The organism is Butyrivibrio sp. LC3010 (assembly GCF_000424385.1).
Taxonomy (GTDB): domain Bacteria; phylum Bacillota; class Clostridia; order Lachnospirales; family Lachnospiraceae; genus Butyrivibrio.
The window spans coordinates 37,028-62,803 of record NZ_KE384179.1 but is presented as its reverse complement, the minus strand read 5'-3'; the positions used below and the strand labels follow the sequence as shown (position 1 = coordinate 62,803).

General features: G+C 40.0%; 15 protein-coding genes and 1 riboswitch. Of the genes, 11 read left to right on the top strand and 4 right to left on the bottom strand.

Going from position 1 to position 25,776, the window contains the following annotated elements; all coding sequences use genetic code 11:
* The first annotated feature begins 1 nt into the window (after position 1).
* Together G622_RS0120065 and G622_RS0120060 are read left to right on the top strand one after the other, a co-directional pair.
* Positions 2-712, top strand: a complete 711-nt coding sequence (locus G622_RS0120065) for an IMP cyclohydrolase (RefSeq protein ID WP_242845536.1) — start codon at positions 2-4, stop codon at positions 710-712.
* Positions 713-759: 47 nt separating this feature from the next.
* The gene (locus G622_RS0120060; RefSeq protein WP_026512125.1) at positions 760-1,938 is read left to right on the top strand and encodes a phosphoribosylaminoimidazolecarboxamide formyltransferase; all 1,179 of its coding nucleotides are present in this window, start codon (positions 760-762) and stop codon (positions 1,936-1,938) included.
* Between the two features lie 43 nt (positions 1,939-1,981).
* Here the strand turns inward: G622_RS0120060 and G622_RS0120055 are convergent, their stop codons facing one another.
* The gene (locus G622_RS0120055) at positions 1,982-3,652 is read right to left on the bottom strand and encodes a GGDEF domain-containing protein (protein ID WP_026512124.1); all 1,671 of its coding nucleotides are present in this window, start codon (positions 3,650-3,652) and stop codon (positions 1,982-1,984) included.
* On the bottom strand, positions 3,645-5,354 hold the full coding sequence (locus tag G622_RS0120050; RefSeq protein ID WP_026512123.1) for a GGDEF domain-containing protein: 1,710 nt from the start codon (positions 5,352-5,354) through the stop codon (positions 3,645-3,647). Before G622_RS0120050 ends, G622_RS0120055 begins: the two co-directional genes overlap by 8 nt.
* Before the next feature lie 250 nt (positions 5,355-5,604).
* Between G622_RS0120050 and G622_RS0120045 the strand changes: the two genes are divergently transcribed.
* Together G622_RS0120045 and addA are read left to right on the top strand one after the other, a co-directional pair.
* Complete coding sequence (locus G622_RS0120045) at positions 5,605-9,198, top strand: PD-(D/E)XK nuclease family protein (protein WP_081675435.1); 3,594 nt, start codon at positions 5,605-5,607, stop codon at positions 9,196-9,198.
* A gap of 120 nt (positions 9,199-9,318) precedes the next feature.
* Entirely contained in the window at positions 9,319-13,014 is a 3,696-nt protein-coding gene (gene addA, locus G622_RS0120040; RefSeq protein ID WP_081675434.1) for a helicase-exonuclease AddAB subunit AddA, read from the top strand.
* Here addA and G622_RS0120035 read toward each other — a convergent pair.
* Both G622_RS0120035 and asnA read right to left on the bottom strand, forming a co-directional pair.
* Positions 13,009-13,704: an energy-coupled thiamine transporter ThiT gene (locus G622_RS0120035; protein ID WP_044958217.1), complete on the bottom strand. Its 696-nt coding sequence runs from the start codon at positions 13,702-13,704 to the stop codon at positions 13,009-13,011. The two genes, addA and G622_RS0120035, sit on opposite strands and share 6 nt — an antisense overlap.
* A 58-nt stretch (positions 13,705-13,762) precedes the next feature.
* Positions 13,763-13,861, bottom strand: a riboswitch (TPP riboswitch).
* Positions 13,862-13,965: 104 nt separating this feature from the next.
* The gene (gene asnA / locus G622_RS0120030) at positions 13,966-14,976 is read right to left on the bottom strand and encodes an aspartate--ammonia ligase (RefSeq protein ID WP_026512119.1); all 1,011 of its coding nucleotides are present in this window, start codon (positions 14,974-14,976) and stop codon (positions 13,966-13,968) included.
* 272 nt (positions 14,977-15,248) lie between these two features.
* Here asnA and G622_RS0120025 point away from each other — a divergent pair, with 272 nt between their 5' ends.
* From G622_RS0120025 to G622_RS0119995, 7 genes are all read left to right on the top strand, one after another.
* On the top strand, positions 15,249-15,479 hold the full coding sequence (locus tag G622_RS0120025) for an HPr family phosphocarrier protein (RefSeq protein WP_026512118.1): 231 nt from the start codon (positions 15,249-15,251) through the stop codon (positions 15,477-15,479).
* A 250-nt stretch (positions 15,480-15,729) separates the two neighbouring features.
* A complete protein-coding gene (locus G622_RS23980; RefSeq protein ID WP_044958216.1) occupies positions 15,730-18,141 on the top strand; it encodes an ATP-dependent DNA helicase in 2,412 nt (803 codons plus the stop codon).
* A gap of 488 nt (positions 18,142-18,629) precedes the next feature.
* Positions 18,630-21,302 carry a valine--tRNA ligase gene (locus G622_RS0120015; RefSeq protein WP_026512117.1) on the top strand — a complete coding sequence of 891 codons (2,673 nt, stop codon included), beginning with the start codon at positions 18,630-18,632 and terminating at the stop codon, positions 21,300-21,302.
* 10 nt (positions 21,303-21,312) lie between these two features.
* Positions 21,313-22,713, top strand: a complete 1,401-nt coding sequence (locus G622_RS0120010; RefSeq protein WP_049945987.1) for a bifunctional folylpolyglutamate synthase/dihydrofolate synthase — start codon at positions 21,313-21,315, stop codon at positions 22,711-22,713.
* A 36-nt stretch (positions 22,714-22,749) separates the two neighbouring features.
* A complete protein-coding gene (locus G622_RS26285) occupies positions 22,750-22,917 on the top strand; it encodes a hypothetical protein (protein ID WP_044915549.1) in 168 nt (55 codons plus the stop codon).
* 40 nt (positions 22,918-22,957) lie between these two features.
* The gene (locus G622_RS0120000) at positions 22,958-24,370 is read left to right on the top strand and encodes a tetratricopeptide repeat protein (protein ID WP_026512115.1); all 1,413 of its coding nucleotides are present in this window, start codon (positions 22,958-22,960) and stop codon (positions 24,368-24,370) included.
* Complete coding sequence (locus G622_RS0119995) at positions 24,357-25,760, top strand: MBOAT family O-acyltransferase (protein WP_049945986.1); 1,404 nt, start codon at positions 24,357-24,359, stop codon at positions 25,758-25,760. Before G622_RS0120000 ends, G622_RS0119995 begins: the two co-directional genes overlap by 14 nt.
* The last annotated feature ends 16 nt before the right edge of the window (positions 25,761-25,776 follow it).

Genomic DNA, 25,776 nt, shown 5'->3' with positions numbered 1-25,776 from the left:
AATGGTAAATTTAAAGAATGAACTTAGTTCAAATGCTTATCCGGGAAGAGGAATTGTTATCGGAACAAGCGCAGACGGAAAGTATGCGGTAACAGCATATTTCATCATGGGAAGAAGTGAGAACAGCAGAAACAGAGTTTTTGTTACAGAGGGCGAAGGCATCCGCACAGAGGCATTTGATCCCGCAAAGCTTGAAGATCCTAGCCTTATAATATATGCTCCTGTTCGCGTAAGAGGTGAGTATACAATAGTTACAAATGGTGACCAGACAGATACTATCTATGATCTTATGGAAGCAGGACAGTCTTTTGAGGAATCTTTAAGAACAAGAGAGTTTGAGCCTGATGCACCTAATTATACCCCCAGAATTTCAGGACTTATGCATATCGATGATGGAAAATATGACATCTCAATGTCAATCCTTAAGAGTGATCATAATGATCCTTCAACATGCCTCAGATTTACATATACTTATGAGAATCCTAAGGCAGGAAAAGGCTATTTTATCCACACATACATGGGTGATGGCAATCCGCTTCCCAGCTATGAGGGAGAGCCTACAGAGGTTGAAATCTCAGGAAATATCGATGAGTTTACAAACATGATCTGGGAAAACTTAAACGCAGACAACAAGGTATCACTTTTTACACGTTTCATCGATATTGAGACAGGAAAATATGAGACACGTATTGTGAACAAGAACGTTAAATAATTTAAGATAATTTTGAAAAAACCTATGAAGGTTAAGGAGAGAATATAATGAAAGAATTAGCACTTAAATATGGATGCAATCCTAATCAGAAGCCCTCAAGAGTATTCATGGAAGATGGCTCAGATTTACCTATAGAGGTTTTAAACGGAAAGCCGGGATATATCAACCTTCTTGATGCTTTCAACGGCTGGCAGCTTGTATCAGAATTAAAGGCTGCAACCGGAATGCCTGCTGCTACATCTTTTAAGCATGTTTCACCTGCAGGTGCAGCTATAGGTCTTCCGCTTACAGACATTGAAAAGAAGATCTATTGGGTTGAGGATCTTGGAGATCTTTCACCTATGGCAAGTGCTTACGCAAGGGCAAGAGGCGCTGACAGAATGTCATCCTTTGGTGATTTTATCTCACTTTCAGACACCTGTGATGAGGATACAGCGCGTCTTATTAAGAGAGAGGTTTCAGACGGAATCATCGCTCCTGATTACACAGATGAGGCACTTGAAATCCTTAAGGCAAAGAAGAACGGTAACTATGCCGTAATAAAGATTGATCCTTCCTACAAGCCTGCAGCTCTTGAGAAAAAGCAGGTGTTCGGAATTACATTCGAGCAGGGACATAACGATATTGTTATCGATGACAACATGCTTCAGAACATTGTTACAAACAACAAGGATCTTCCTGATGCTGCAAAGAAGGATCTTCTGATCTCACTTATTACTTTGAAATATACTCAGTCAAACTCTGTATGCTATGTTAAGGGTGGACAGGCAATCGGAATAGGTGCAGGCCAGCAGTCAAGAATTCATTGCACAAGACTTGCAGGTTCTAAGGCTGACAACTGGTTCCTCAGACAGTCACCCCAGGTATTGGAGCTTCCTTTCCTTGATAATATCCGCCGCGCAGACAGAGACAATGCAATCGACCTTTATATCGGTGTTGATTACATGGATGTGCTTGCTGATGGAAAGTGGCAGAACCTTTTCAAGGTTAAGCCTGAAGTATTCACAGATGCTGACAAGAGAGCATGGCTTGATAAGAATACAGATGTTGCCCTTGGTTCAGATGCATTCTTCCCCTTCGGCGATAACATCGAAAGAGCTGCCAAGAGTGGTGTAAAATATGTAGCACAGCCTGGTGGTTCTGTAAGAGATGATAATGTAATTCAGGCTGCTAATGACCACGATATGGTTATGGCATTTACAGGAATGAGATTCTTCCATCATTAATACGAATTATTATTAAGCAACGAGGCTGCCTCAAAAAACACGATTACTTCCCTTTGATGAAAGCTTTGTTTTTGTACATTCTCTCATCTGCAAGAAAATAAATATCATTCCAATTATTGCCATCGGTTTCATGCCTGTATGCATAGCCAAAAGCTGCGCTTCGATTAAGCTCAGGGTCCTCCCGGTTAAGTTTATCAAGTGCAGCTTTTATTTCCTCTATCACTATTTCTGCTTGTTCGAGATTATTCCCACTAAGAACAGCAATAAATTCATCACCGCCGCATCTTGCAATAAATCCCCTGTTCGCAACACATTCTTCTAAAACGCCGGCAAATTCCCTTATGTATTTATCTCCCATAAGATGCCCCTGGATATCATTAATAGTCTTAAGCCCATTTAGGTCAATGCTGATAATACAAAAATCAATATTCTTTTTGATGATATCAGCTATGTATTTATCAAGTCTTGCTCTGTTAGGGATATCTGTAAGGCCATCTGCATAGGCATAGTGTGTAAGGGACTGGTACTCTTTTTTTCTGGCAATAGATGCGGAAATATAGATATAGTAATTGACCAGGGTTGCAAAGACCATGCAAAGTGCTCCAAGAGGAACTATCTTCTTGGAGAGCATGATCTGCTCCATTATTCCGGCCACCTCAAGGTAATAGAAAAATACATTTATAATAAAGGTGGCTCCCAAAATGGCCTGCCCCACAAGCTGTACTCTCTGTGACGGAGGGATACTCCTGTTCTTGGCATCTCCAAAAAGCATTACGAACATAAAAATGATCAATGTAAGTGCATTTAACTGATACAGCCACAGAAGCTGATTAATATGCATTTGTCCTGTGTAATGAAGGATAATAGGAAGAAATGACAACAAGGTTCCTATAGTAGCGAAAACTAGAAAACTCTTTTTCTTTAGATAGTTTCTCATGCTGCCCAGGACCATGTACATGAGTGGCACTATAAGATAAAGAGAAATATATTCAGCCTCTGTTTGCCGATTTCCTATTTCCATAAAAAGATCAAGAAGCTTGAACTGAGTAAGGAACCATACTCCCAGATCAATGAATAAAAGTGCCGAAAACATCTGCATTCTGATCTCCGGAAAGTTGCTCTCAAAGCCAAGAGCAATTAAGAAAAACATAAAGCCAAAGATTATCAGAAAGGCAGAAATTGTGAATATGAACATATTGTTATAGATGCCAAACCTAAAAAGATCAGTATATTCTCCAAAAATCGGAGCATCATAGAAATTATAGGCACCATCTTCACCCACAAACAGTTCTATGGTAATTTCGTGTTTCCCTAACTTTTTTGGAAGGATAACAAAATTCCTTTCACTGCCGACAAACTCATTTTTTTCAAAATTATCCAGGAACTTATGCTCTATTTCCAGTTCGTCTATACTGACTATATAGGCGCTGAAATTGGGTTCTATCATTAGGGCAGGATCAGATAACCCTGTGAAATCAACATCTGGCTTGGTCAGTATAACCCGGTCGCCTCTAAATGTTCCGTTACCAATAAGCCTTCTAAGATCAGAAAGCTTTACATTGTCATACTCAGTTTGATTATAGCGAACATACCATCCATTCCGTAAAACTTCTACTCTGTCAGCTCCTTCAGGTTTTAGAATGGCTTGCGCTGCCATGAGCATCAGAATAAATGCTATAAAGGCTATAAATGAATAAAGGGCCTTCTTAAGCATGATGGGTCTCCTTCATTTTGTACATTCTGCTATCAGCCAGATAATACGCAAACTTGAAATCATCTTCCTCTATCTCGTTGCTATATGCATGCCCCGCAGAAAAAGATACAGAAAACATCTCATTTTTTCCTTCATTCTCGTTGTACTCATCTACCAGGAGCTGCAGATAATCTATGCATGTTTGACATACTCCCTCTTTAGGTTTTTCGTAGATAACCATAAATTCATCGCCGCCCGTTCTTCCGATAAGGTCCGCATCCGCAAAAGCTTTTTTCAAAAGTACTGCAAACGCTTTTATCATTTTGTCACCCTCAAGGTGGCCATAAGCATCATTTACCTTTTTTAACCTGTCAAGATCCAAAATGACCACAGCATAGGGCTTATTTATCGCATAGGAATACTGAGTGCATTTTGCTCTGTTCATAAGCCCTGTAAGTGCATCTGTAAATGCAAGTCCTTCCAATTCCTCTTTTACCCTGCTGGCATTCATTTGTTCAATGCTGCTTAAGAAATAATAGACAAAAAGACATATCATAAAGTCCAAAAGTCCAAAATCCAGCAAATGTATCCTGGAGTAGAAATTCGATCCGATATCGGTATTGTTTCTTGTAAAGTTGAATTTTACTATCTCCAGGAATAAAAATACCTGTAGGAGTATATAACCCAGAACAAGGTAATTATCCGCTGAAAATCCAATATAAACATCCGACTCTTTATGCCTTTTATACTCCTTTCCGAGGCCCTTTATAAGAGAAGGAAGGAATATGACATTTTCAACCGCAAGTATAATTTGAAAAAAGGTCACAAAATGAGTGAAATTGATAAGTCCGGAATAATGGCATATGGAAAAAATAACAGGAAAGGAAACATTAACTATAGCAAGACCTTTCTGTATGTTTTTTGCAATATTGGGATGCGTAGAATGCAAAAGGATAAGAACAGCAAGAGGTAAAAGATACAAAGAAAGATATTCAAGGTCAGAGAAAAGTCTATCTTTATCACTTACAAAGAACAAAATATCGTTATAGGTAAAGGTATAAGTTCCCAAAAGAAGGGATAACATTGCGCTAAGAAATACAGATGGAAAGAATTTGCCGCAAAAAAGCATGTACAGACCAAGTGCCGATAAAACAAAAGCATATATGTAGAAAAAGCCCCCCACAAACATCGAAAGCCTACTGTTTTGAAAGAAATATGTTATCAATTCTTTTGTTGTTCCAAAACGAACGGGGAAAAAGTTCTTTACCTCATGATCTTCGGTTATCAGAAAAGTAATAGTCAGTTCATGCTCAGTTGAGCATTCACCAAGAGAAACCATATTGTATTTTTTTTCTATATACGTCCCGCGTTCATACCCGGACCGGCCATAGGAGTAGATAAGCTCACCATCTTTATAAACATCAACTACGCAAAATCTGCTTTTAAACATAATAGCAGGGGACTTGAGTTCGGTAGGTGGGATAGTCCTGGTAAAAGAAACAGTGTCGCCCTTTACGGAATCAGTTATGTCAAAGTCAACAAGGGTCACGTTCTCATATTTCTTTTCTCCATACTGAACAGACCACCCTGAATCAAGCTGGTAAAAATGACTTGAAGGTCTTATTGTAAAAAGATCACTTTCAAGTGCCAAGAGAGCTATGATAGAAAAAATCAACAGCACCGAAAGGATTAGGATATCTCTTACCTTTGATTGATTATTCATGGCCTCTGCCCAAACGTATTTACGTGTGTCTATTATATTATAAAACAATAGATTGTCTTATGGTATTAAAAAGACTATAAACTTTAAGACCTTTCATTGTTTTAGGCATTTCGAAGCAACTGAAATCTCTTTATGTGAAAGATACTATATCTTGAAAACTGTGAATAGTAACGTGAGATATTTTGCTGTCCTAGATTTAGGACACCTAAGAGAGTATACTAAAAATGATTAAATTACGGAGGAAACAATTATGCTGCGTTTTGTTTTTGGACCATCGGGATCAGGTAAAAGTTATCAGATAAGACAGGAGATAATAGAAAGAAGTATAAATGAACCGGAGAGGAATTTTCTGCTTGTTGTGCCTGATCAGTTTACCATGCAGACACAGCTTGATATTGTAAAACAGCACCCCAGGCATGGCATTATGAATATTGATGCCATAAGTTTTTCGCGCCTTGCTCATCGTATCTTCGAGGAAGTGGGAGAAGAGCACGATAAGGTTTTGGACGATATGGGTAAGAGCCTTGTGCTTCGCCATGTTGCCGAGGAAAATAAGGAGAAGCTCCCTGTAATTGGCGGAAGTATGCACAAAATGGGCTACATTGATGAGGTTAAGTCCACAATTTCTGAATTCATGCAGTATAGCATTGAGCCTGACATGATGGACGAGATCATAGATGCCTGCGGGAATAAGGGTGCGCTTAAGTCTAAGCTGAGGGATCTGCAGCTTCTTTATTCAGAGTTTAAAAAATATATTAAAGGGAATTATATCGCGCAGGAGGAACTGATGGAGGTTCTGTGCAGAGCGGTTCCCTCTTCAAAACTGATTGCGGACAGTGTTATTGCTTTTGATGGCTTTACGGGCTTTACTCCTGTACAGTATAAGGTCATTAAAGAGCTTCTTAAGTCTGCATCTGAGGTCATTTTTACCTGTACCATAGGACAGGGTGAGGATCCATTTGCTTATGATAAAAGTGCGGAGCAGGATCTTTTTCTACTCACTAGGAAAACTGTTCATGATCTTCTTTGCATTGAATACGAAAATGAAAAAAGCGTTGATCCTGCAATGGTACCGGATTTTGACAGGTGGGCAGAGTATTACAGCAATAATCATGCAAAAGTGCTGATAAATGGCGAATTTGGAAGGCATGCCGCTAATCCTGAGCTGGCGTTTTTGGAAAAACATCTTTTCAGATATGGGAATGAGAAATATTCAGCCGGTAAAGATAATGGCGGTGAAACAAAGGAAGCATGTGAGAGAATAAGGATTCTGGAAGCCGATAATGTCACAGAGGAAGTGCAGTTTGTATTTTCAAAAATCCGCAGTCTTATCCGTAAAAATGAAGGGACGTTATACAGGGATTTTGCTATAGTCTGCGGAAGCCTGGACAGGTATGCTGCTGCAGTTATGACTGAGGCGGAAAAATATGATATACCGGTTTATCTTGATCAGAATGGAAAAATAAAGCTTAATCCACTGATAGAAGCCATAAGAAGTGCGCTTCTTGTGGTGACAACACGTTATAGTTATGAAGCTGTTTTCCATTATCTAAGAAGCGGACTTGCACCGCTATCCGGAGAGGAAACAGATAAGCTGGAGAACTATGTGAGAGCACTCGGTATCCGCGGAAGGAAGGGCTGGGAGAGTGCCTTTAGTATGATTCCCTCAAAAATAATGAGGAAACCTGAAGTGTCCGGATTAAAGGACAGCGAGAATGTTATATTTGAAGAGCAGAAAAAACAGTACCTTGATGAAATAAATGGACTCAGAGAAAAGACTGTAAACTCGCTTGCTCCGCTATTTGAGGCAGAGGGAGGAACAGTGCTGGATTATTCCAAAGCTCTTTATGGTTTCCTTGTAGGAATAAATGCTCAGGATAAGATAACTGAGTTTGAGAAGATATTTAAGGAGCAGAGTGACGCAATAAGGGCCAAGGAATATGATGTCATTTTCCGCAGGGTCATATCACTTTTGGAGCAGGTTACTGCTCTTATGGGTGATGAGAAGCTGACCTGGAAGGAATATGCAGAGATACTTGATGTGGGCTTTGGCGATATCGAGATTGGTACAATACCTCAGAGCGTAGACCGCATTGTGGTCGGAGATATCGAGAGAACGAGACTTACAGAGGTAAAGACGCTCTTCTTCCTGGGAGTAAATGATGATCTTATTCCCAAGTCCGCAGGAACAGGTGGTATCATTTCCGACATTGAGAGACAGTTTCTTTCGGATTCACTTACGGATATAGAGCTGGCCCCCACCCCCAGACAGCAAATGTATATCCAGCGACTGTATCTTTATATGAATCTGACGAAGCCTTCGGATAAGCTCTATCTGTCTTATGCTCACATTGATAATGACGGCAAGAGTATCAGACCTGCATATCTTATCGGGAAGATAAAAGCTCTGTTCCCGGATGTTACTTATGAGCGCTATGACAGGAGCGTGCAAAGCGGCATTCTGCAAACTGAGAGAAATGCCATGGACTTTGTGGCGGCTCATATTCAGGAATATTCCAGAGGCTATATGGATGATGCGGAAGAGAGAGCATTTACGGCACTCTATCATTCACTTCGGGAATGCGGCTCAGAGGATGAAATGAGAAGACTTACTAAGATGGTTGAGGCAGCAGGCTTTGGCTATGAGCACAAGGCGCTTTCTGAGAGTATAGCGGCTCTTTTGTACAGTAACTATCTGAGGAATTCGGTATCGAGACTTGAGAAATATGCTCAATGTTCCTATGCTCATTTCCTTCAGTATGGACTTAAGCTGGATGAGAGAGAGGAGTTTTCTTTTGATTCCTCCGATCTTGGTACTGTTTTTCACGGCGCTTTGGAGGTCTTCTCCAAAAAGCTTAAAGAGGAGAATCTTACCTGGAATGACTTTGACAGGGAGCAGGGTGAGAGACTTTTAGATGAAGCACTGAAGGATTTTACGACAGGTTATAACGGCAATATATTAGAGAGCAGTAAGCGCAATGAATTTCTGATGCAGAGGATAAAGAGGATACTTCTGAGAAGTATTGATACTCTGCAGTATCAGTTGAATAAGGGATATTTCACACCTAAGAGCATGGAGACCTCTTTTGATGAAGCAGGTGAGATCGATGCCATAAATATTAGTCTTACAGAGGATGAAAAGGGAAGAATACTCCAGAAGATGAGGCTCACAGGCCGTATAGACAGGATTGATACCTACGAGGATGCGGATCATGTCTACCTGAAGGTAATAGATTTTAAATCCGGCAATAAGAAATTTGACCTTTGCGCATTATATTATGGTCTGCAGCTTCAGCTTGTCATGTACATGAATGTAGCAAGAGGAATGGCAGAGGCAGAGAGCGCCGGGAAGGAGATAGTTCCCGCGGCAGTCCTGTACTACCATCTGACTGATCCAGTTCTTGATGGAGATGATGTGGCAAAAGATAATACGGATGAGGAGATAAATGCAAGAATACGCAAAGCCTTGTGTATGCGAGGTCTTGTGCAGGAGGATCGGCATATTGTTGATCTTATCGACAAGGAGGCCGGTGAGGCATCAGACGTAATATCTGTGGCATTTAAGAAGGATGGTGCTTTTAAGAGTGCTTCGGATGTAATGCCTGCTGAAGACTTTGAAGAAGTATCGAATTACGTTACAAAGCTCATTAAGAGAAGCGGACAGAAGATAATGAAGGGGGACATTGAGGTTAACCCCTATGAAATGAAGGAAAGGACAGCTTGTGAATTCTGCAGGTTTAAATCAATCTGCGGCTATGATGAGTCTGTTCCGGGATATTCAAAGAGGAAGCTTACGGCCATGAAGGATGATGAGATTTTAAGGCTTATAAAGCAGGATAATTAAAGCTGTGCTACGGCGATAGAAGATGGCTACAGCGATAGAAGATGACTACGTATATTGAGAATCAAACAAGTAATTAGACAAATTGTCATCCGGACAAAACACTAAGATGAGGATATAAAGATGGGTTTTACCACTGAACAACAATCAGTAATAGATGCAAGGAATTCAAATGTATTGGTATCTGCGGCAGCCGGCTCAGGAAAGACCACAGTACTGGTTGAGCGCATAATTCAGCGTATCACCGGGGATAATCCTATAGATATAGACAAGCTTCTTGTGGTTACCTTTACGAAGGCAGCAGCAGCGCAGATGAAGGAGAAGATTCTGCAGGCAATACAGAAAAAGCTGGCAGAGGATCCGACTAATACACATCTCCAAAGGCAGGAGACTCTTGTTCATGGTGCGCAGATAACCACCATAGATTCTTTTTGCCAATATATTATTAAGAATAATTTTAATGACATAGACCTTGACCCTTCCTACAGAGTTGGAGATGAGGGAGAGATGAGGCTTCTTAAGGCGGATGTGCTCGAAGAACTTCTGGAAGAAAAATATGAAGAGGGTGATCCGGATTTTACTAATTGTATGGAGTATTTCGCTACAGGCAGCAGCGACAGAGATGTGGAGGAATATATCTTAAAGCTTTATGGATACGCCATGAGTATGCCATTTCCTGAGGAATGGCTTTCACAGCGTGCTGACGATTATCTTATAGATGCTGAGAGCTTTGAGGAGGCAGAATTTGTCAGGAAGGCAAAGGAACAGTTTGCAAATGCCATCGAAGAATGTGTGGAATACACTTCCAAATCCCTTGCAATCGCTAATGAACCCGATGGCCCGTATTTTTATGGGGATTTGCTTGAGGAAGAACTGGATCAGATACAGGGGCTGCAGAATTATAAGGATAAGAGTTTTGATGATCTGAGAGCTGCAGTATTAGGGATTAATTTTAAAAGACTTCCAAGTAAGAAGGATGAATCTGTAAATACAGACAAGCGTGAGCTGGCAAAAGATCTAAGAGAAAAGTCAAAGAAGCTTCTTGGAAAGCTTGCATCGCAATACTTTGCTGAGGATAAGAAAACTATCTGCAGTCATATGGAGCTTGCCAGCAAACCCGTGAAAACTCTGGCAGAGCTGGCTATAAGCTTCAAAGAGAAATTCGATGAAAAAAAGCGCGAGAAGGGTATTATCGATTTTGGCGATATGGAGCATCTTGCTCTTGAGATAATACTTAAAGGCGGTGCAAAACAGTACCGTGACTACTATGAAGAAGTGATGATTGATGAGTATCAGGACTCAAATATGGTTCAGGAGATACTATTATCTGCTGTTTCAGGTGAATCAGATGGCATCTATAACAGATTCATGGTGGGAGATGTAAAGCAGAGTATCTATAAATTCAGACTGGCAAGACCTGATATTTTCATGAAGAAAATGAAGGATTACTCCTGGAATGAGGGTGATGATAAACGAAAAATATCCCTGCATAATAATTTTAGAAGCAGAAGTGAGGTCCTTGACGGCGTAAATTACATTTTCGAACAGATAATGGGTGAGGACCTTGGAGGAGTAAGCTATAACGAGGATGCCAGACTTGTAACCGGTGGGGAGTTTCCGGAGCCAAATGATGATCAGAAAGAAATATTTGCAACGGAATTCATGTTTGCCGATATAAAATCATCATCTTCTGATGAGGCAAAGGAAATTGAGGCAGAAATGATTGCTGCCAGGATTTCCGAGCTTATGAAGGATGGTGTGGTCACAGGTGAGGATAAGCAGCTAAGACCTGTAAGATATGGAGATATCGTCATACTCTTAAGAAGCCCTAAAGGTTCGGATGATGTATTTAAGAAGACGCTGGAGAGCAGAGGAATTCCTGCTTATGTTGAGTCAAGGACAGGATACTTTTCAGCCGTAGAAGTTGTGACACTTTTGAATTTTTTGCGGATACTTGATAATCCCAGACAGGATGTGGCACTTGTCAGTGTTATGCACTCAGCGATAGGGGGATTTTCCGATGATGAGCTTGCACTTATCAAAGCATATGACAGAAGTGTCGAAAAGGATTCTTTTGCAGATAATAGCTTTTACGGCATCCTTAAAAGGTGTCTGGATGATTCAGAGCGGGAACTTATAGATGACAGGCTCTGCGGCAAAATTCAAAGCTTTGTGGCATTTATTGAGGAATATAGGGTAAAGGCCGAATATCTTCCCGTAAATGAGCTTATAAGGCGTATTCTGGATGATACACATTATGGGGAATACTGCGCTTCACTTCCCGGTGGATCCAAGCGCCTCGCAAACCTTAATATGCTCTGCGAGAAGGCATCGGACTATGAAAGAACAAGCTTTAGCGGAGTATTCCATTTTGTCAGATACATAGAACAGCTTGAGAAATATGAGGTTGACTATGGCGAAGCAAATATACTGGATGAAAATGCAGATGTAGTCAGAATTATGAGTATTCATAAGAGTAAAGGACTTGAGTTCCCTATTGTATTTTTATCAGGTATGTCCAAGAAGTTTAATTATATGGATACCAATAGGTCCGTAGTCCTTGATGTGGACATGGGTATTGGCTCAAATGCAATGGATCTTGAACACAGAGTAAAATACAAAACTCTCAGAAAAAGCGTAATGAGTGACCTTATGAAGACAGATATCCTTGGGGAGGAGATGCGTATTCTTTATGTTGCCATGACAAGAGCCAAGGATAAGCTCATTATGACAGGCCAGGTTAAAGCTGACATAGGAGAGAATGTTGCAGAAAGTGAGTTTAATGGTAAGCTGCAAAAGCTGATGAGTTATAGGAACAGGGTAGCAGCCGAGTCGGAACAGCCGTATCTTTTACCGTATTATCTTAGGAATTCTGCAAGCACATATCAGGAGCTTGTGCTTATGGCATTGGCAAGACATCCACGGTTTGAAGAACTTTGCAGACAGATGGAGGTTGACTGCAATAAGATTGAAGAAGATGTGGTCCCATTCTCGTTCAGGCTTGTGTCAATGGATGAACTTACAGCCGAAAAAATAACTGATGAGGTAACTGCAAAAGTAAGACTCAATGCACTTACTTCAAATGCAGCTTCTTCCGAGAAAGAGCTTATTGAGAAATTTGAGAACAGGTTCAGTTATAAATATGCCTTTGTGGACTATGAAGATCTTTATGTAAAAACTACCGTTACAGAGCTTAAAAAGGCAAGGCTTGAGGAAAAGAATGAGCCTTCCTATGAGCTTATTCCTGAAAAAGAGATTGTTCCGGGCTTTATCGACAACACTGAGAAAAAGGCCTACGGTGCTGCAAGAGGTACTATTTATCATAGAGTCATGGAGCTTTTATATGGCAGTGAGGATACAAATATTGATGAGGCTGTTTCAGATCTTACTTCATGGATAAAGCAAATGGAGGAAGCAGGGAAGATACCTGAGGGTGCCCATAGGAGTGTAAACAATGAGGATATTCTTGGCTTTTGTAACAGTGAAGTCGGTTCAAGGATGAAGAGAGCTATGGAGCTTGGTAAGCTGCACAGGGAGTCTCCTTTTATGATGGGGATAAACGCGGATGAAGTTAATACGAAATTCCCTGAGAGTGAGCTTGTTCTTATTCAGGGAATAATAGACGTATGGTTTGAAGAGGGCGATAATATTGTCCTTCTTGACTATAAGACAGATAAAGTAAAGACTGCAGGTGAGCTTGCAGATAAATACAGGGTTCAGCTTGACTACTATCAGAAGGCCCTTGAGAGAATTACACAAAAAAAGGTGAAGGAGAGAATTATCTACTCCTTCACCCTTGGTGAAACAATTGCTTTATGATGCGAGTTTTAATTTATCTCTGACATCATTTTCATTTGCCATATATTTGATCTTGTTAAAGGCGTTTTTAACTGCGGGTATGCTGACAAGTACGATTGTAAGGATACCCTCAGCGCCGATATAAAGACCATTATATGCAAGAGAGTAAGTGAAAGGATGCATACCATAGTCTGCAGCGTACTGACCAAAGAAGATTACGCCTGAAAGTACGGAGAATGCAAGTCTTCCAACAATACCAAGTACATAACCTTTGATCATTCCGTGCTTGGAGTTACTGAAGAATCCTGAAAGACCAAGAGCACCAAAGGCAAGTATGTAATCGCAGATAAGCTGAGGAATGCTTATAATGTAAGGACCCATGATAAGCTGCAGAAGACCGTATGCAATTCCGGATGTAAGGCCTGCTCTTGGACCATAAAGATAACCGATGAATGTGATGAAGAACATTGAGAAGAGTGTGATGGAACCACCCATAGGCATTTCGAATACCTTGATCATAGAGGTTATCATTGCAAGAGTTACTGACATTGCTGCAAATACAAGCTGCTTAACGGAGAAATGATTCTTTTTATCGTTTCCGGTAAAGAAGCATGCGGCTACAAGGGCTACAATCAGTAGAAATACAAACAGACCATAACCAGCCGGTGTGATTTCGTAGGTATCTTCTACCTGTGTTAAGAAAAGTGACATAATAAAAACCTCCCTTTTTTGCATCAGGGAGGTTTTGGATTCATCAAAATCACAATGTGATATCAGATAAATGCTTCCTTACGCCAGTATTACCTGGTTCAAGTAGTGAGGGTCGATGGAAAACCATCATCTCAGCAGCGCTCCCCTAGCAAAAATAATTATAATAATATTTTAAATTTCATTCGACTTTATTTAATGCCATTTTTTAGATGTTGTCAACTTGTTTTTGAGTAAAATTATTGTCGTTACATCTTTTATAAATTACAAAAGAGGAATACCATTTTCTCTTGCATAGTCTGTATATTTTTCATCCCAAAGAGAGCATTGTACTTCGCCGATGTGTGCTTTTCTGAGGAAGAAAAGGCAGAGTCTTGACTGACCTATACCGCCACCAATGGTATAAGGAAGCTCCTTATTAAGAATGGCCTTCTGGAAAGGAAGCTCTGCTCTGTCAGTGCAGCCTGCTTTTTCAAGCTGAGTCTTAAGAGAATCCTCATCAACACGGATACCCATGGAAGATAACTCAAGAGCAATATCAAGAACAGGATAATAAACAAGAATATCACCGTTGAGTGCCCAATCATCATAGTCCGGAGCTCTACCGTCATGTCTTTCTCCTGAAGCGAGAATGTCACCAATCTGCATGATAAACACAGCACCCTTTTCCTTGGTGATCAGATACTCACGTTCCTTGGGAGATTTGCCCGGATACATATCTTCAAGCTCCTGGGAGGTTATAAAGAAAATATCATGGGGCAATATTTCTTCAATATAGTCATACTGAATAGACATATATTTTTCTGTTTTTCTAAGTACCTTATATATAGTGCGGACAGTATCCTTAAGAAAATCAAAGTTGCGGTCTTCCTTACGGATCGCTTTTTCCCAGTCCCACTGATCTACAAATACGGAGTGAATGTTATCGGGAATCTCATCTCTTCTAATAGCATTCATATCTGTATAGAGACCTTCGCCTGTTTTAAAGCCATACTTTTTAAGTGCATAACGCTTCCATTTAGCAAGAGAATGTACAATTTCCGCCTGGCGCTCATTCTCTTCACGAATATCAAAGGCAACGGGGCGTTCAACACCATTAAGATTATCATTTAATCCTGACTCAGGGGCCACGAATAAAGGCGCTGTAACACGAAGCAGGTTAAGGTTCTCGGAAAGGGTATTCTGAAAAAAGTCCTTAACTGTCTTGATTCCTACCTGCGTGTCGTGGAGATTTAATGCGGATGTATAATCCTTGGGAATAATAAGATTTTCCATAACAATGCTCCTCTCTAAAATTATATTTATGATTAAAACGCTTTTTATTTCATCACGCAAGAAAAAAATTGAATAAATTATAAATAGATTGGTTTAAATCTAAAATATAAATTAATAAATTGCTAGTTAATCATGATTTAATTAGTTTGATACTTGCCTAAATAAATAAAACTTAATCGTTTTAAGAAAATCTTAAGAAAATCATAAGAAAACCTACAGTATTTTTTCAAATTTTTGAGATATAATCATCAAAGTAAGGAGATAAAAAGACTATGGAAATGAAGAAGATAATCAAATTAACACCGAATCAGGTAAAGGATTTTGTTAACGCTGCAACTAAGTGCGATTTCGATATTGACGTTTCATACAATCGTTTTACAGTAGATGCTAAGTCCATTCTTGGTGTCTTTGGGCTCAACTTCGATTGTCCACTTACAGTTAGATATAGTGGATTCAACCAGGATTTTGAATCATATCTTAGTCAGCATGCAATTGCTTGCTAATTACTAAACAGACGATAGTGAGTTATAAATAAACGGCACTATGTGCCAAGCGTTATAAATAATTATCTGATACACGGGCTCCCCATGATATAATGTCATGGGGAGTGTTTTTATGATATAGGAAATTTCTCCGAAATTCCTATATCATAAAAAGCGCTCCGCTATGGATGCGCATCGGTGCATAATGTAGATGTTGCATAAATGCAAATGCGCAAAAAAATAACATAAGACTCTTTGATTATAGAAAACTATGAAAGAATTAAAAATATCAGTCAGAAGCTTAGTAGAGTTTCTTCTTAGATCAGGTAATCTGGACAATAGAATTCATCATGCACCGGATACAGCCATGCAGGAGGGCGGCAGGATACACCGCAAAATTCAAAAGAGCATGGGATCGGAATATCAGGCGGAAGTCCCGCTTAGTTTTTCATATCCAAGTGAAAACTACATATTGACTATAGATGGCAGAGCAGATGGGGTTATGGAGAGAAAAGGTAAACCCTTGCTTGTTGATGAAATAAAAGGAACTTACAGAGACCTTAAAAATATAAAGGAACCTGATCCTGTTCATCTGGCACAGGCAAAGTGTTATGCGGCCATTATCACTAAGGAACGCCGTCTTGATAAAATCAGTGTGAGGATCACCTACTGCAATTTTGACAGTGAGGAGATTAAATATTTTGAAGAAGATTATAAGGATGAGGAAATCATCAAATGGTTTGAGGACCTTATCCATATGTATCATCGCTGGGCAGAATTTACGGCAACCTGGGATAGTCTTAGAAATGATTCAATACATAAAATGCAGTTTCCGTACACCTACAGAGAGGGGCAAAAGGAGCTGGCAGCAGGTGTATATAGGACCATATATCACGGGAGAAAGCTTTTTCTTGAGGCACCTACAGGAACCGGTAAGACTCTCAGTACGGTATTTCCTGCAATAAAGGCAATAGGTGAGGAGAAGGCAGAGCGTATTTTTTATTTAACAGCAAAGACTATTACAAGGACTGTAGCTGAGGAGACCTTCGAGCTATTGAGAAAGAGCCAGGGACTGTTGTACAAAACCGTGACGCTTACGGCAAAAGAAAAAATCTGCTTTATTGATAAATGTGACTGCAATCCCGTTGCATGTCCTTACGCGGAAGGTCATTTTGACAGAGTTAATGATTGTATATATGAGCTTCTTACACAGAGCGACACCTTTGACAGAGATACTATCGTTAAGTATGCAATGAAGCACAAGGTATGTCCTTTTGAACTTTCTCTTGATATGAGCCTTTTTGCGGATGCGGTTATATGCGATTATAACTATGTTTTTGATCCTTTTATTTATCTGAAAAGATTTTTTGCATCAGGAAGTGCCGGTAATAATATTTTTCTGATTGACGAGGCACATAATCTTCTTGACAGGGGTAGAGATATGTACAGCGCAGAGCTCTATCTTGATATGCTTACAACATTTGAAGCGCTGATATCTGAGGCTCATCCCAAAATAGCATCCCTGGTGAGAGGGCTTTCTTCCGAAATGGAAAATATTATGGAGGAAGGGGATTTTGCTGAAGTTCTTGAGGATATTACTCCGATTATGCAGAAAATCAATCTGATTATTTCTGTTATATCATCCTGGCTGGAAGACCATGCTGAAGGCATGTACCGTGATGATATACTCGATTTTTATTTTGAAATATCCAGATTTGCAAATATATATGAACTCATAAACGATAAGTATGTGATATATGCAGAGAATAACGAAGAAGAGAATTTTAAAATAAAGCTTCTGTGTGTTGATCCGTCGGATAATCTTGTGAATTGCATGACGAGAGCAAAGTCATCGATACTTTTTTCTGCAACAATGCTTCCAATTCAATATTATAAAAAGCTTCTTGGTGGAAAACCTGAGGATTATGAGATTTATGCACATTCAGTATTTGACAGCAAAAGATGCGCAAGGCTTATAGCCGGAGATGTCACAAGCAGGTATACAAGAAGAGGTGAAGAAGAGTACAGGAAAATTGCAAAATATATAAATGACATTGTTAAAGGAAAAATTGGGAATTATCTGATTTTCTTCCCGTCCAGGCAGTTTATGGATGAAGTGGGCTACATTTTTGAACAGGAATACTATGATGAGGATGCTCAGGAGATACTGGTTCAGAATGAAATCATGAGCGAAGAAGAGAGGGAAGAATTTATAGGGAGATTCACAGCAGGTAATGATATTGATCTGTCCAGTGTAATTAATATGGAGATAGAGATTGAGCCATCAAAGAGTATTCTTGGCTTCTGTATGATGGGCGGAATATTCAGCGAAGGAATCGACCTGAAAAATGATAGTCTTATCGGAGTGATCATAGTTGGAACCGGAATTCCTCTTGTCTGCAATGAAAGAGAAATAATAAAAGAATATTTTGAGCTGCAGGGAGAGGATGGATTTGACTATGCTTACAGATATCCCGGAATGAATAAAGTTCTACAGGCAGCAGGGCGTGTCATACGTACCGAGAATGATTATGGAATAGTTGCTCTGTTGGATGAACGTTTTCTGCAAAAATCATATTATGAACTATTTCCAAGGGAGTGGAAAGGTATGATAAGAACATCGACCAGTAGAGTCAAAAATGACGTAAACGCACTATGGAAGCGGATTGAAGGATGTGGATAAGCGGAAACTATCATAAGAAAACGGGGTTCTGACAAGCAAAATGTGCTATTGGTTAACATAATACATAATATATAGAATATTATGTAAACCATAAAAATGCATAAATAGTTTGAATTGTTTGAAAAATATAATTGATAACTATACAATTTAACCCATATTTTATAAAAAAGTGACACGCGTGTACATGTGGATAACTCTGTGGAAATTGGGGATATTCGGATAAAATGATTTCTGAGACACGCATGAAATGGTAACGGAAAATGGTTTACGATATTAACCACAACGTGATCGGAATTACAACATGATACTAACATGGTCAATAAAACTATGTAAACCACTTAATCTTGCTGACAACTGTGTCATATGTGGCAAAAGAACACAAAATTACTATATTAATGATGAATAAGGTGCTGTTAGATTGACAAGAATAGTTGATTTGAAATATCATATTACAATATATGTAATTCTATGGTAAGAGGACATTAACAATGAGAAAAGAATTGGCTAAGACATATGATCCCCAGGGAATTGAGGATCGACTTTATAAGAAATGGGAAGATAATAAGTATTTTCATGCAGAAGTGGATGAAACGAAAAAACCGTTCACAATCGTCATCCCTCCGCCGAATATCACCGGTAAGCTCCATATGGGACATGCCTTTGACCAGACTCTTCAGGATATCCTTATCAGATGGAAGAGAATGCAGGGATATAATGCTCTTTGGCAGCCCGGAACAGATCATGCCAGCATTGCGACAGAGGTTCGTATTACAGATGAACTGAAAAAGCAGGGCATTGATAAGCACGAGCTCGGAAGAGAGAAATTCCTTGAGAAAGCCTGGGAGTGGAAGAAAGAGTACGGTGGAACTATAGTTTCACAGCTCAAAAAGCTTGGAAGCTCCTGCGACTGGGATCGCGAGCGCTTCACAATGGATGAAGGCTGTAACAGGGCTGTTACAGAAGTCTTTGTGAAGATGCATGAAAAAGGCTACATATATAAAGGAAACAGAATTGTTAACTGGTGTCCTGTTTGTAATACATCTATCTCAGATGCTGAGGTTGAATACGAGGAGCAGGCAGGTCATTTATGGCACATAAAGTATCCTGTTATTAACGAAGATGGTACTGTCAGCAAGACAGATTTCATTGAGTTTGCTACAACACGTCCCGAGACAATGCTCGGTGATACAGCAGTTGCAGTAAACCCTGACGATGACAGATATAAGAGCTTCAAGGGTAAGAAGGTTCTTCTTCCTATAGTTAACAGAGAGCTTCCTATCGTTGAGGACAGCTATGTTGATATGGAATTTGGTACAGGTGTTGTAAAGATTACACCTGCTCATGACCCTAATGACTTTGAGGTTGGAAAGCGTCATAACCTTGAGGAGATAAATATTCTTAACGATGATGCGACAATCAATAAAAATGGCGGTAAGTTCGAGGGTATGGATCGTTATGAATGCCGCGATGCCATCGTTAAGGAACTTGAGGAGCTTGGCCTTCTTGTAAAGATTGAGGATTATACTCACAACGTAGGTACTCATGACAGATGTGGTACAACAGTTGAGCCTATGATCAAAAAGCAGTGGTTCGTAAAGATGGACGAACTTATTAAGCCTGCTGTTAAGGCAGTAAAAGAAGGCGAGATCAAGCTTATTCCTCAGCGTATGGAAAAGACCTATTACAACTGGACTGACAACATCAGAGACTGGTGTATTTCAAGACAGCTCTGGTGGGGACACAGAATTCCTGCATATTACTGTGAGGACTGTGGTGAGACAGTTGTTGCAAAGGAAGAGCCTACAGTATGTCCTAAGTGTGGCTGCACTCACTTCAAGCAGGAGACAGACACTCTTGATACATGGTTCTCATCTGCATTATGGCCTTTTGAAACTTTGGGATGGCCTGAGCAGACACCTGAGCTTAAGTACTTCTTCCCTACAGATGTACTTGTAACAGGATATGACATCATCTTCTTCTGGGTAATAAGAATGATATTCTCCAGTTATGAACAGATGGGAACATATCCCTTCAAGACAGTGCTTTTCCATGGACTTATCAGAGACTCACAGGGTCGCAAGATGAGTAAGTCTCTTGGAAATGGTATCGATCCTCTTGAAGTAATAGAAAAATATGGTGCTGATGCACTTCGTCTCACTATCGTTACAGGTAATGCACCCGGAAATGATATGAGATTCTACTACGAGCGTGTTGAGAACAGCCGTAACTTTGCTAATAAGGTATGGAATGCATCACGTTTCATAATGATGAATATGGCGGAAGGCGAAAAGAGCGCAATTCATCAGCCTCAGCCTGAAGGACTTGAGCCGGTTGATCATTGGATCCTTTCAAAGCTCAATAACACTATTCGTGAAGTTACTGAGAATATGGATAAGTTCGAGCTCGGAATTGCAGTTCAGAAGGTTTATGACTTTATCTGGGAGGAATTCTGCGACTGGTACATTGAGATGGTTAAGCCTCGTCTGTACAACTCAGATGATAAAAAATCTCATGATGCAGCGTTATGGACTCTTCAGACAGTACTTATAAACGGGTTGAAACTGCTTCATCCTTATATGCCTTATATCACTGAGGAGATTTTCTGCACTATTCAGGACGAAGAAGAATCAATAATGATTTCATCATGGCCTGAGTACAAAGAAGAGTGGAATTATGCAGCTGATGAGAAGTCAATCGAGACCATCAAGGAAGCCGTAAGAGGCATCAGAAATATACGTACACAGATGAATGTTGCGCCGTCAAGAAAGGCACTTGTTTACGTTGTTTCTGAAAAAGAAGAGGTTCTCGATATCTTCCGTACAGGTAAGCTGTTCTTCGAGACTCTTGGTAGCGCTTCAGAATCTGTTTGCCAGAATGACAAGAGCGGTATTCCTGAGGATGCTGTTTCGGTGGTTCTCGCAGAAGCAACAATTTATATGCCTTTCTCAGATCTCGTAGATATTTCTGCTGAGATAGAGAGACTTGAAAAGGAAAAGAAGCGCCTTGAGGGTGAGCTTAAGAGATCCCAAAATATGCTTACTAATGAGAAATTCCTTTCAAAAGCTCCTGCTGAAAAGATTGAAGAGGAAAAAGAAAAGCAGAAGAAATATGAGCAGACTTATGCACAGGTTGAGGAAAGACTTGCGCAGCTGAAAAAGTGATAATGAAGATATGAGTGATGAATTGACTAGAAGTATTGGCGATATGCTTGCCCGCCTTGATGCAGGTGAAAGATTGGGTTTTTATGAATGCGATAAATTTGTGGACCAGATTCCTGCGTTCACAGAGAAGCATTCAGTGGAAGAGACCAGAAAGTTTCTGGAGTATCTGGGGAGTCCTGATCTGAAGATGAGGATTATCCATGTTGCCGGTACTAATGGCAAAGGTTCTGTCTGTAATTATCTCTCCGAGATATTAAGACAGGCAGGTTTTACAGTGGGGATGTTTACATCTCCCCATCTTGTAAAAACGACAGAAAGATTTTGTATTAATGGAAAACCGATAGAAGACGCGATTTTCTGTGAGATATTTGCTGATTTAATAAGAAGAATCAAGGATTACACCACGGATAATTATTTTCCTACATACTTTGAATTCCTGTTCTTTATGGCAATGATTTTGTATGACAAATATCCGGTTGATTATCTGGTTCTTGAGACCGGATTAGGTGGACGTCTTGATGCTACTAACAGTGTACATGAGCCGGTTCTTGATGTAATTACCGAGATTGGTATGGATCATATGCAGTATCTTGGCAATACAATATCAGAGATAGCCGGTGAGAAGGCAGGCATTATTCGAAAGAATACCCCGGTGGTAGTGTATAATAAACGCGGTGCCAGTACAGAGGTGATTGAAAAAAGAGCCGATGAACTCTCAGCCAGGGTATACAGAGTAGAGGCAGATTATGTTACCGAGATCACTAATTCACCGGATGATGCAGGTAACATTTGCATTGATTTTTCATATGAATCTAAGTATGATAAATATTGCAATCTCAGATTGCAGTCAGTTGCGGATTTTCAGACAGAAAATGCTGCAATTGCGATAATGTGTACCAGAGCTCTCAGAGATATGGGAGTAGCCATAACTGATGATGATATCAGTTACGGACTTAGAAAGGCAAAATGGGGAGGAAGAATGGAACTCATTCTTCCCGGCATGTATGTTGATGGGGCACATAATGTTGACGGCATGGAAGCTTTTTTGGAATGTGTGAAAAAGATTCCATGTGATAAGAAGAGAACTTTGCTGTTTGGTGCTGTTGCTGATAAACAGTATCATCTGATGATAAAGCAGATTCTCCAGAGCGGGCTTTTTGACCGCATCTGTGTCTCGGTTCTTGAAACCGGAAGATCTGTATCTGAATCTCAGTTGCGCGCAGCATTTGAAGCTGAACTTAGACACTTTAAAGAGAAGCCTGATATAAGATTTTCTTATTATACAAGTGTGCGAGATGCGCTTATGGAGATAATAACTGACCGGGGTGCCGGAGATGTGGTTTTTGCAGCCGGCTCATTATATCTTGTTGGTCAGGTCAGAGAATCATTGGGGATAATGCCCGGAAACTAAAACTATCTTTTTTAGTCAGATTTTTGGAGCTAAATCATGATCAATTTTGAAAATGAACTTAAGAAGTTTCGCCCGAGCCTCGAAATCGAGGACGCCGAGGAGATTATCTATAATCAGGATCTGGATGACATGGCAGATGTACTTGTTGGTCTGCTTAAGGATGCTAAGGCTGAAGAAGCCGCTCGGCAGACCCGTGTCCATTGACAAATCCTTTAGATAATCAGGAGGGGGCGTACTTCGTATTATGAAATGTTATCAATGTGGGGCAGAACTTACGGAACGTGAATACTGTCCGAATTGTGGTGCAGGAGTAAAGGTATACAAGCGTATAATCTCTTTATCAAACCGATATTATAATGAAGGCTTGGAGAGAGCAGAGATACGAGATCTCTCAGGTGCCATTGAGTCTTTGCATCAAAGCTTAAAACTTAACAAAAGTAATATTCAGGCCAGAAACCTTTTAGGACTGGTCTATTATGAATGTGGTGAAGTCGTTGCAGCATTAAGTGAATGGGTTATCAGTAAGAATTTAAAGCCTGAGGATAATGCGGCAGATGATTACATGGATCTTGTCCGCAATGATCCTTCGCGTCTTGAGACTTTTAACCAGACAATTAAGAAATTCAACATAGCTTTAAACCATTGTCATCAGGACAGACTTGATATGGCAGTGATTCAGTTAAAGAAAGTTCTGTCCATGAATCCCGGATTTATCAGGGCACATCTGTTACTTGCTCTTTTATACCTGAACAATGGTAATTATGCCAAAGCAAAGACAGAGGCTCAAAAGAGTCTGAAGCTGGACACCGGTAATGTAATGGCTGCCAGATATCTCAAGGAAGCAGAATCCATGATGCTTCCTCAGGATGCAAAAGCAAGTGAGGAGAAGAAGACCACCAACTCTGATGTTGTACGTTATCAGAGTGGTAATGAGACGATTATTCAGCCGGTTCGCTCTAATGTACTTACAAGGAGCGGTTCAATATGGGGAATAGTGCTCGGAGTTGTGCTCGGAATTGCTGCAGCTTATTATCTGATCTTGCCTGCAAGAATACAGTCTATGAATGCAAGCTTCAGAGAGCAGATTTCATCCATAAGTGAGGAATCTGATTCGAAATCTGCAAAGCTTGGCGAATATGAGCAGCAGATAGCATCACTTAACACAGAGCTTGAAGCGCTTAAAACAGAAGTCAGCTCTTATGAAGAAACTGACAGTTCAGGTTCAGCAGCTAATGATCTTATGGCAGCTGTGGCTATTTATATGGCTACACCTGAAGACCTGGACGGCATTGAAGCTCAGATGAATAATGTTGATTTAAACAACCTGGAAGGACCTGCCACAAGACAGTTTACCGAATTATATGATTCATTTATGACACATGTGGGAAATGACCTGTCAAAGAGAAGCTATCAGACAGGTTATGATGCATACAGAAGCCAGGACTATGAGACAGCAATTGCTGCATTGTCCAAGGCATTTCAGTATGATAAGACTAATGTAGACGCGCTTTACAACTTGGGAAATGCTTATTATGAAAGCGGAGACACTGATAACGCAAAGGTTATTTATGATCAGGTAGTTAATGATTTCTCGGATACCAGCAGCGCAAGCTCAGCCGAGACGAAATTGGCAGAGATAAATAATGCTACAAATTAATCCAAATATGATAAATTTTTCGGATCTATCTTTTATATTTAGATTTCTTCCGATTTTTCTTATTGCATATTACTTTTTACCATCAAGGCTGCGCCCTTTAATACTTCTTGTGGGCAGCCTTGCATTTTATGCAGTTGGGGATCTGAAAAGTCTGGTGATTCTTGTAGCTGCAGTTATAGTTAATATTTTCATATCTTACGGATGCCGGAAGCATAGTAAGATATGTCTGTTTGGCATAGTAACTCTGGACATAGTGTTATTGCTATCTTTCAAGTTCCTTGCAGGCTATGGAAGTGGGATTGGAATTGGACTTCCACTTGGCATCAGTTTCTTCACATTCAAAATGGTTAGCTTTCAGGCTGATCTATATGCCGGAAGAATACCCAAAAATCACGGATTCATCTGTGTGGCAGCATATTTTACTATGTTTCCGCAGGTAATATCCGGACCAATAATGAGATATTCCGATTTTGAAAAGAATAGTATGCTTTCAGGAAAAGCAGACAGATTTCTGGTTTTTAAGGACAGGCTTTCTTTGTATCTTGATAAGATCGAAGAAGGACTGGTTTATTTCACTCTTGGATTTGCTATGAAGGTACTGATAGCAGATTATCTTGCTATGATGTGGAATGATATCGGAACAATTGGTTATGAAAGTATTTCAACACCTTTAGCATGGGCAGGCGTAATATGCTATTCATTGAACCTGTATTTTGATTTCTGGGGATATTCACTTATGGCAGCAGGAATCGGCATTATGTTGGGATTTCCTCTTGTGAGAAACTTTGATCATCCATACCTGTCAAAGAGTGTAAGTGAGTTTTACAGAAGATGGCACATGACTCTTGGAGCATGGTTCAGAGATTATGTATATTTTCCGATGGGCGGAAGTAAAAAAGGGAAACTTACCACCATAAGGAATCTTACAATTGTGTGGATTCTCACAGGATTATGGCATGGAGTTACATTAAATTTCATTGTCTGGGCAGGAATGCTTTTAATGATGATCCTGTGTGAGAAGTTTGTGCTTGTTTCAAATAAGAAGCTTTTGAACATTGTAGGAAGATTCAATGTTCTTGTTATGATTCCAATCACATGGGTGATTTTTGCTCTTCCCGGGAAGGAAGACCTCGTTAATTATTTAGGAAGAATGTTCCCTTTTTGGGGAATTGGTGTAGCTGTAAATTCGGCGGACTTTGGAAAACTTTTATCAATGTATTATCCATTCCTGCTGGCCGGGCTTATTTTACTTCTTCCCGGAATATACAGCTTTTTTGCAAGGCACAGAAGAGACTGGCCGGTCAGGCTTGTTTTGCTTGTATTGTTTTGGATTAGTGCAGTATTTGTTTCAACGAAAGCGGGTAATCCGTTTATGTATTTTAACTTCTAACTGCGAGATATAGAGT

Coding starts and splice junctions, on each gene's coding strand:
- asnA (WP_026512119.1), bottom strand. CDS start 14,976: ATGGAAAATCTTATTATTCCCAAGGATTATACATCCGCATTAAATCTC.
- G622_RS26285 (WP_044915549.1), top strand. CDS start 22,750: ATGATCAATTTTGAAAATGAACTTAAGAAGTTTCGCCCGAGCCTCGAA.
- G622_RS0120010 (WP_049945987.1), top strand. CDS start 21,313: ATGAGTGATGAATTGACTAGAAGTATTGGCGATATGCTTGCCCGCCTT.
- G622_RS0120050 (WP_026512123.1), bottom strand. CDS start 5,354: ATGAATAATCAATCAAAGGTAAGAGATATCCTAATCCTTTCGGTGCTG.
- G622_RS0120025 (WP_026512118.1), top strand. CDS start 15,249: ATGGAAATGAAGAAGATAATCAAATTAACACCGAATCAGGTAAAGGAT.
- G622_RS0120035 (WP_044958217.1), bottom strand. CDS start 13,704: ATGTCACTTTTCTTAACACAGGTAGAAGATACCTACGAAATCACACCG.
- G622_RS0120045 (WP_081675435.1), top strand. CDS start 5,605: ATGCTGCGTTTTGTTTTTGGACCATCGGGATCAGGTAAAAGTTATCAG.
- G622_RS0120060 (WP_026512125.1), top strand. CDS start 760: ATGAAAGAATTAGCACTTAAATATGGATGCAATCCTAATCAGAAGCCC.
- G622_RS0120000 (WP_026512115.1), top strand. CDS start 22,958: ATGAAATGTTATCAATGTGGGGCAGAACTTACGGAACGTGAATACTGT.
- G622_RS0120055 (WP_026512124.1), bottom strand. CDS start 3,652: ATGCTTAAGAAGGCCCTTTATTCATTTATAGCCTTTATAGCATTTATT.
- addA (WP_081675434.1), top strand. CDS start 9,319: ATGGGTTTTACCACTGAACAACAATCAGTAATAGATGCAAGGAATTCA.
- G622_RS0120065 (WP_242845536.1), top strand. CDS start 2: ATGGTAAATTTAAAGAATGAACTTAGTTCAAATGCTTATCCGGGAAGA.
- G622_RS23980 (WP_044958216.1), top strand. CDS start 15,730: ATGAAAGAATTAAAAATATCAGTCAGAAGCTTAGTAGAGTTTCTTCTT.
- G622_RS0120015 (WP_026512117.1), top strand. CDS start 18,630: ATGAGAAAAGAATTGGCTAAGACATATGATCCCCAGGGAATTGAGGAT.
- G622_RS0119995 (WP_049945986.1), top strand. CDS start 24,357: ATGCTACAAATTAATCCAAATATGATAAATTTTTCGGATCTATCTTTT.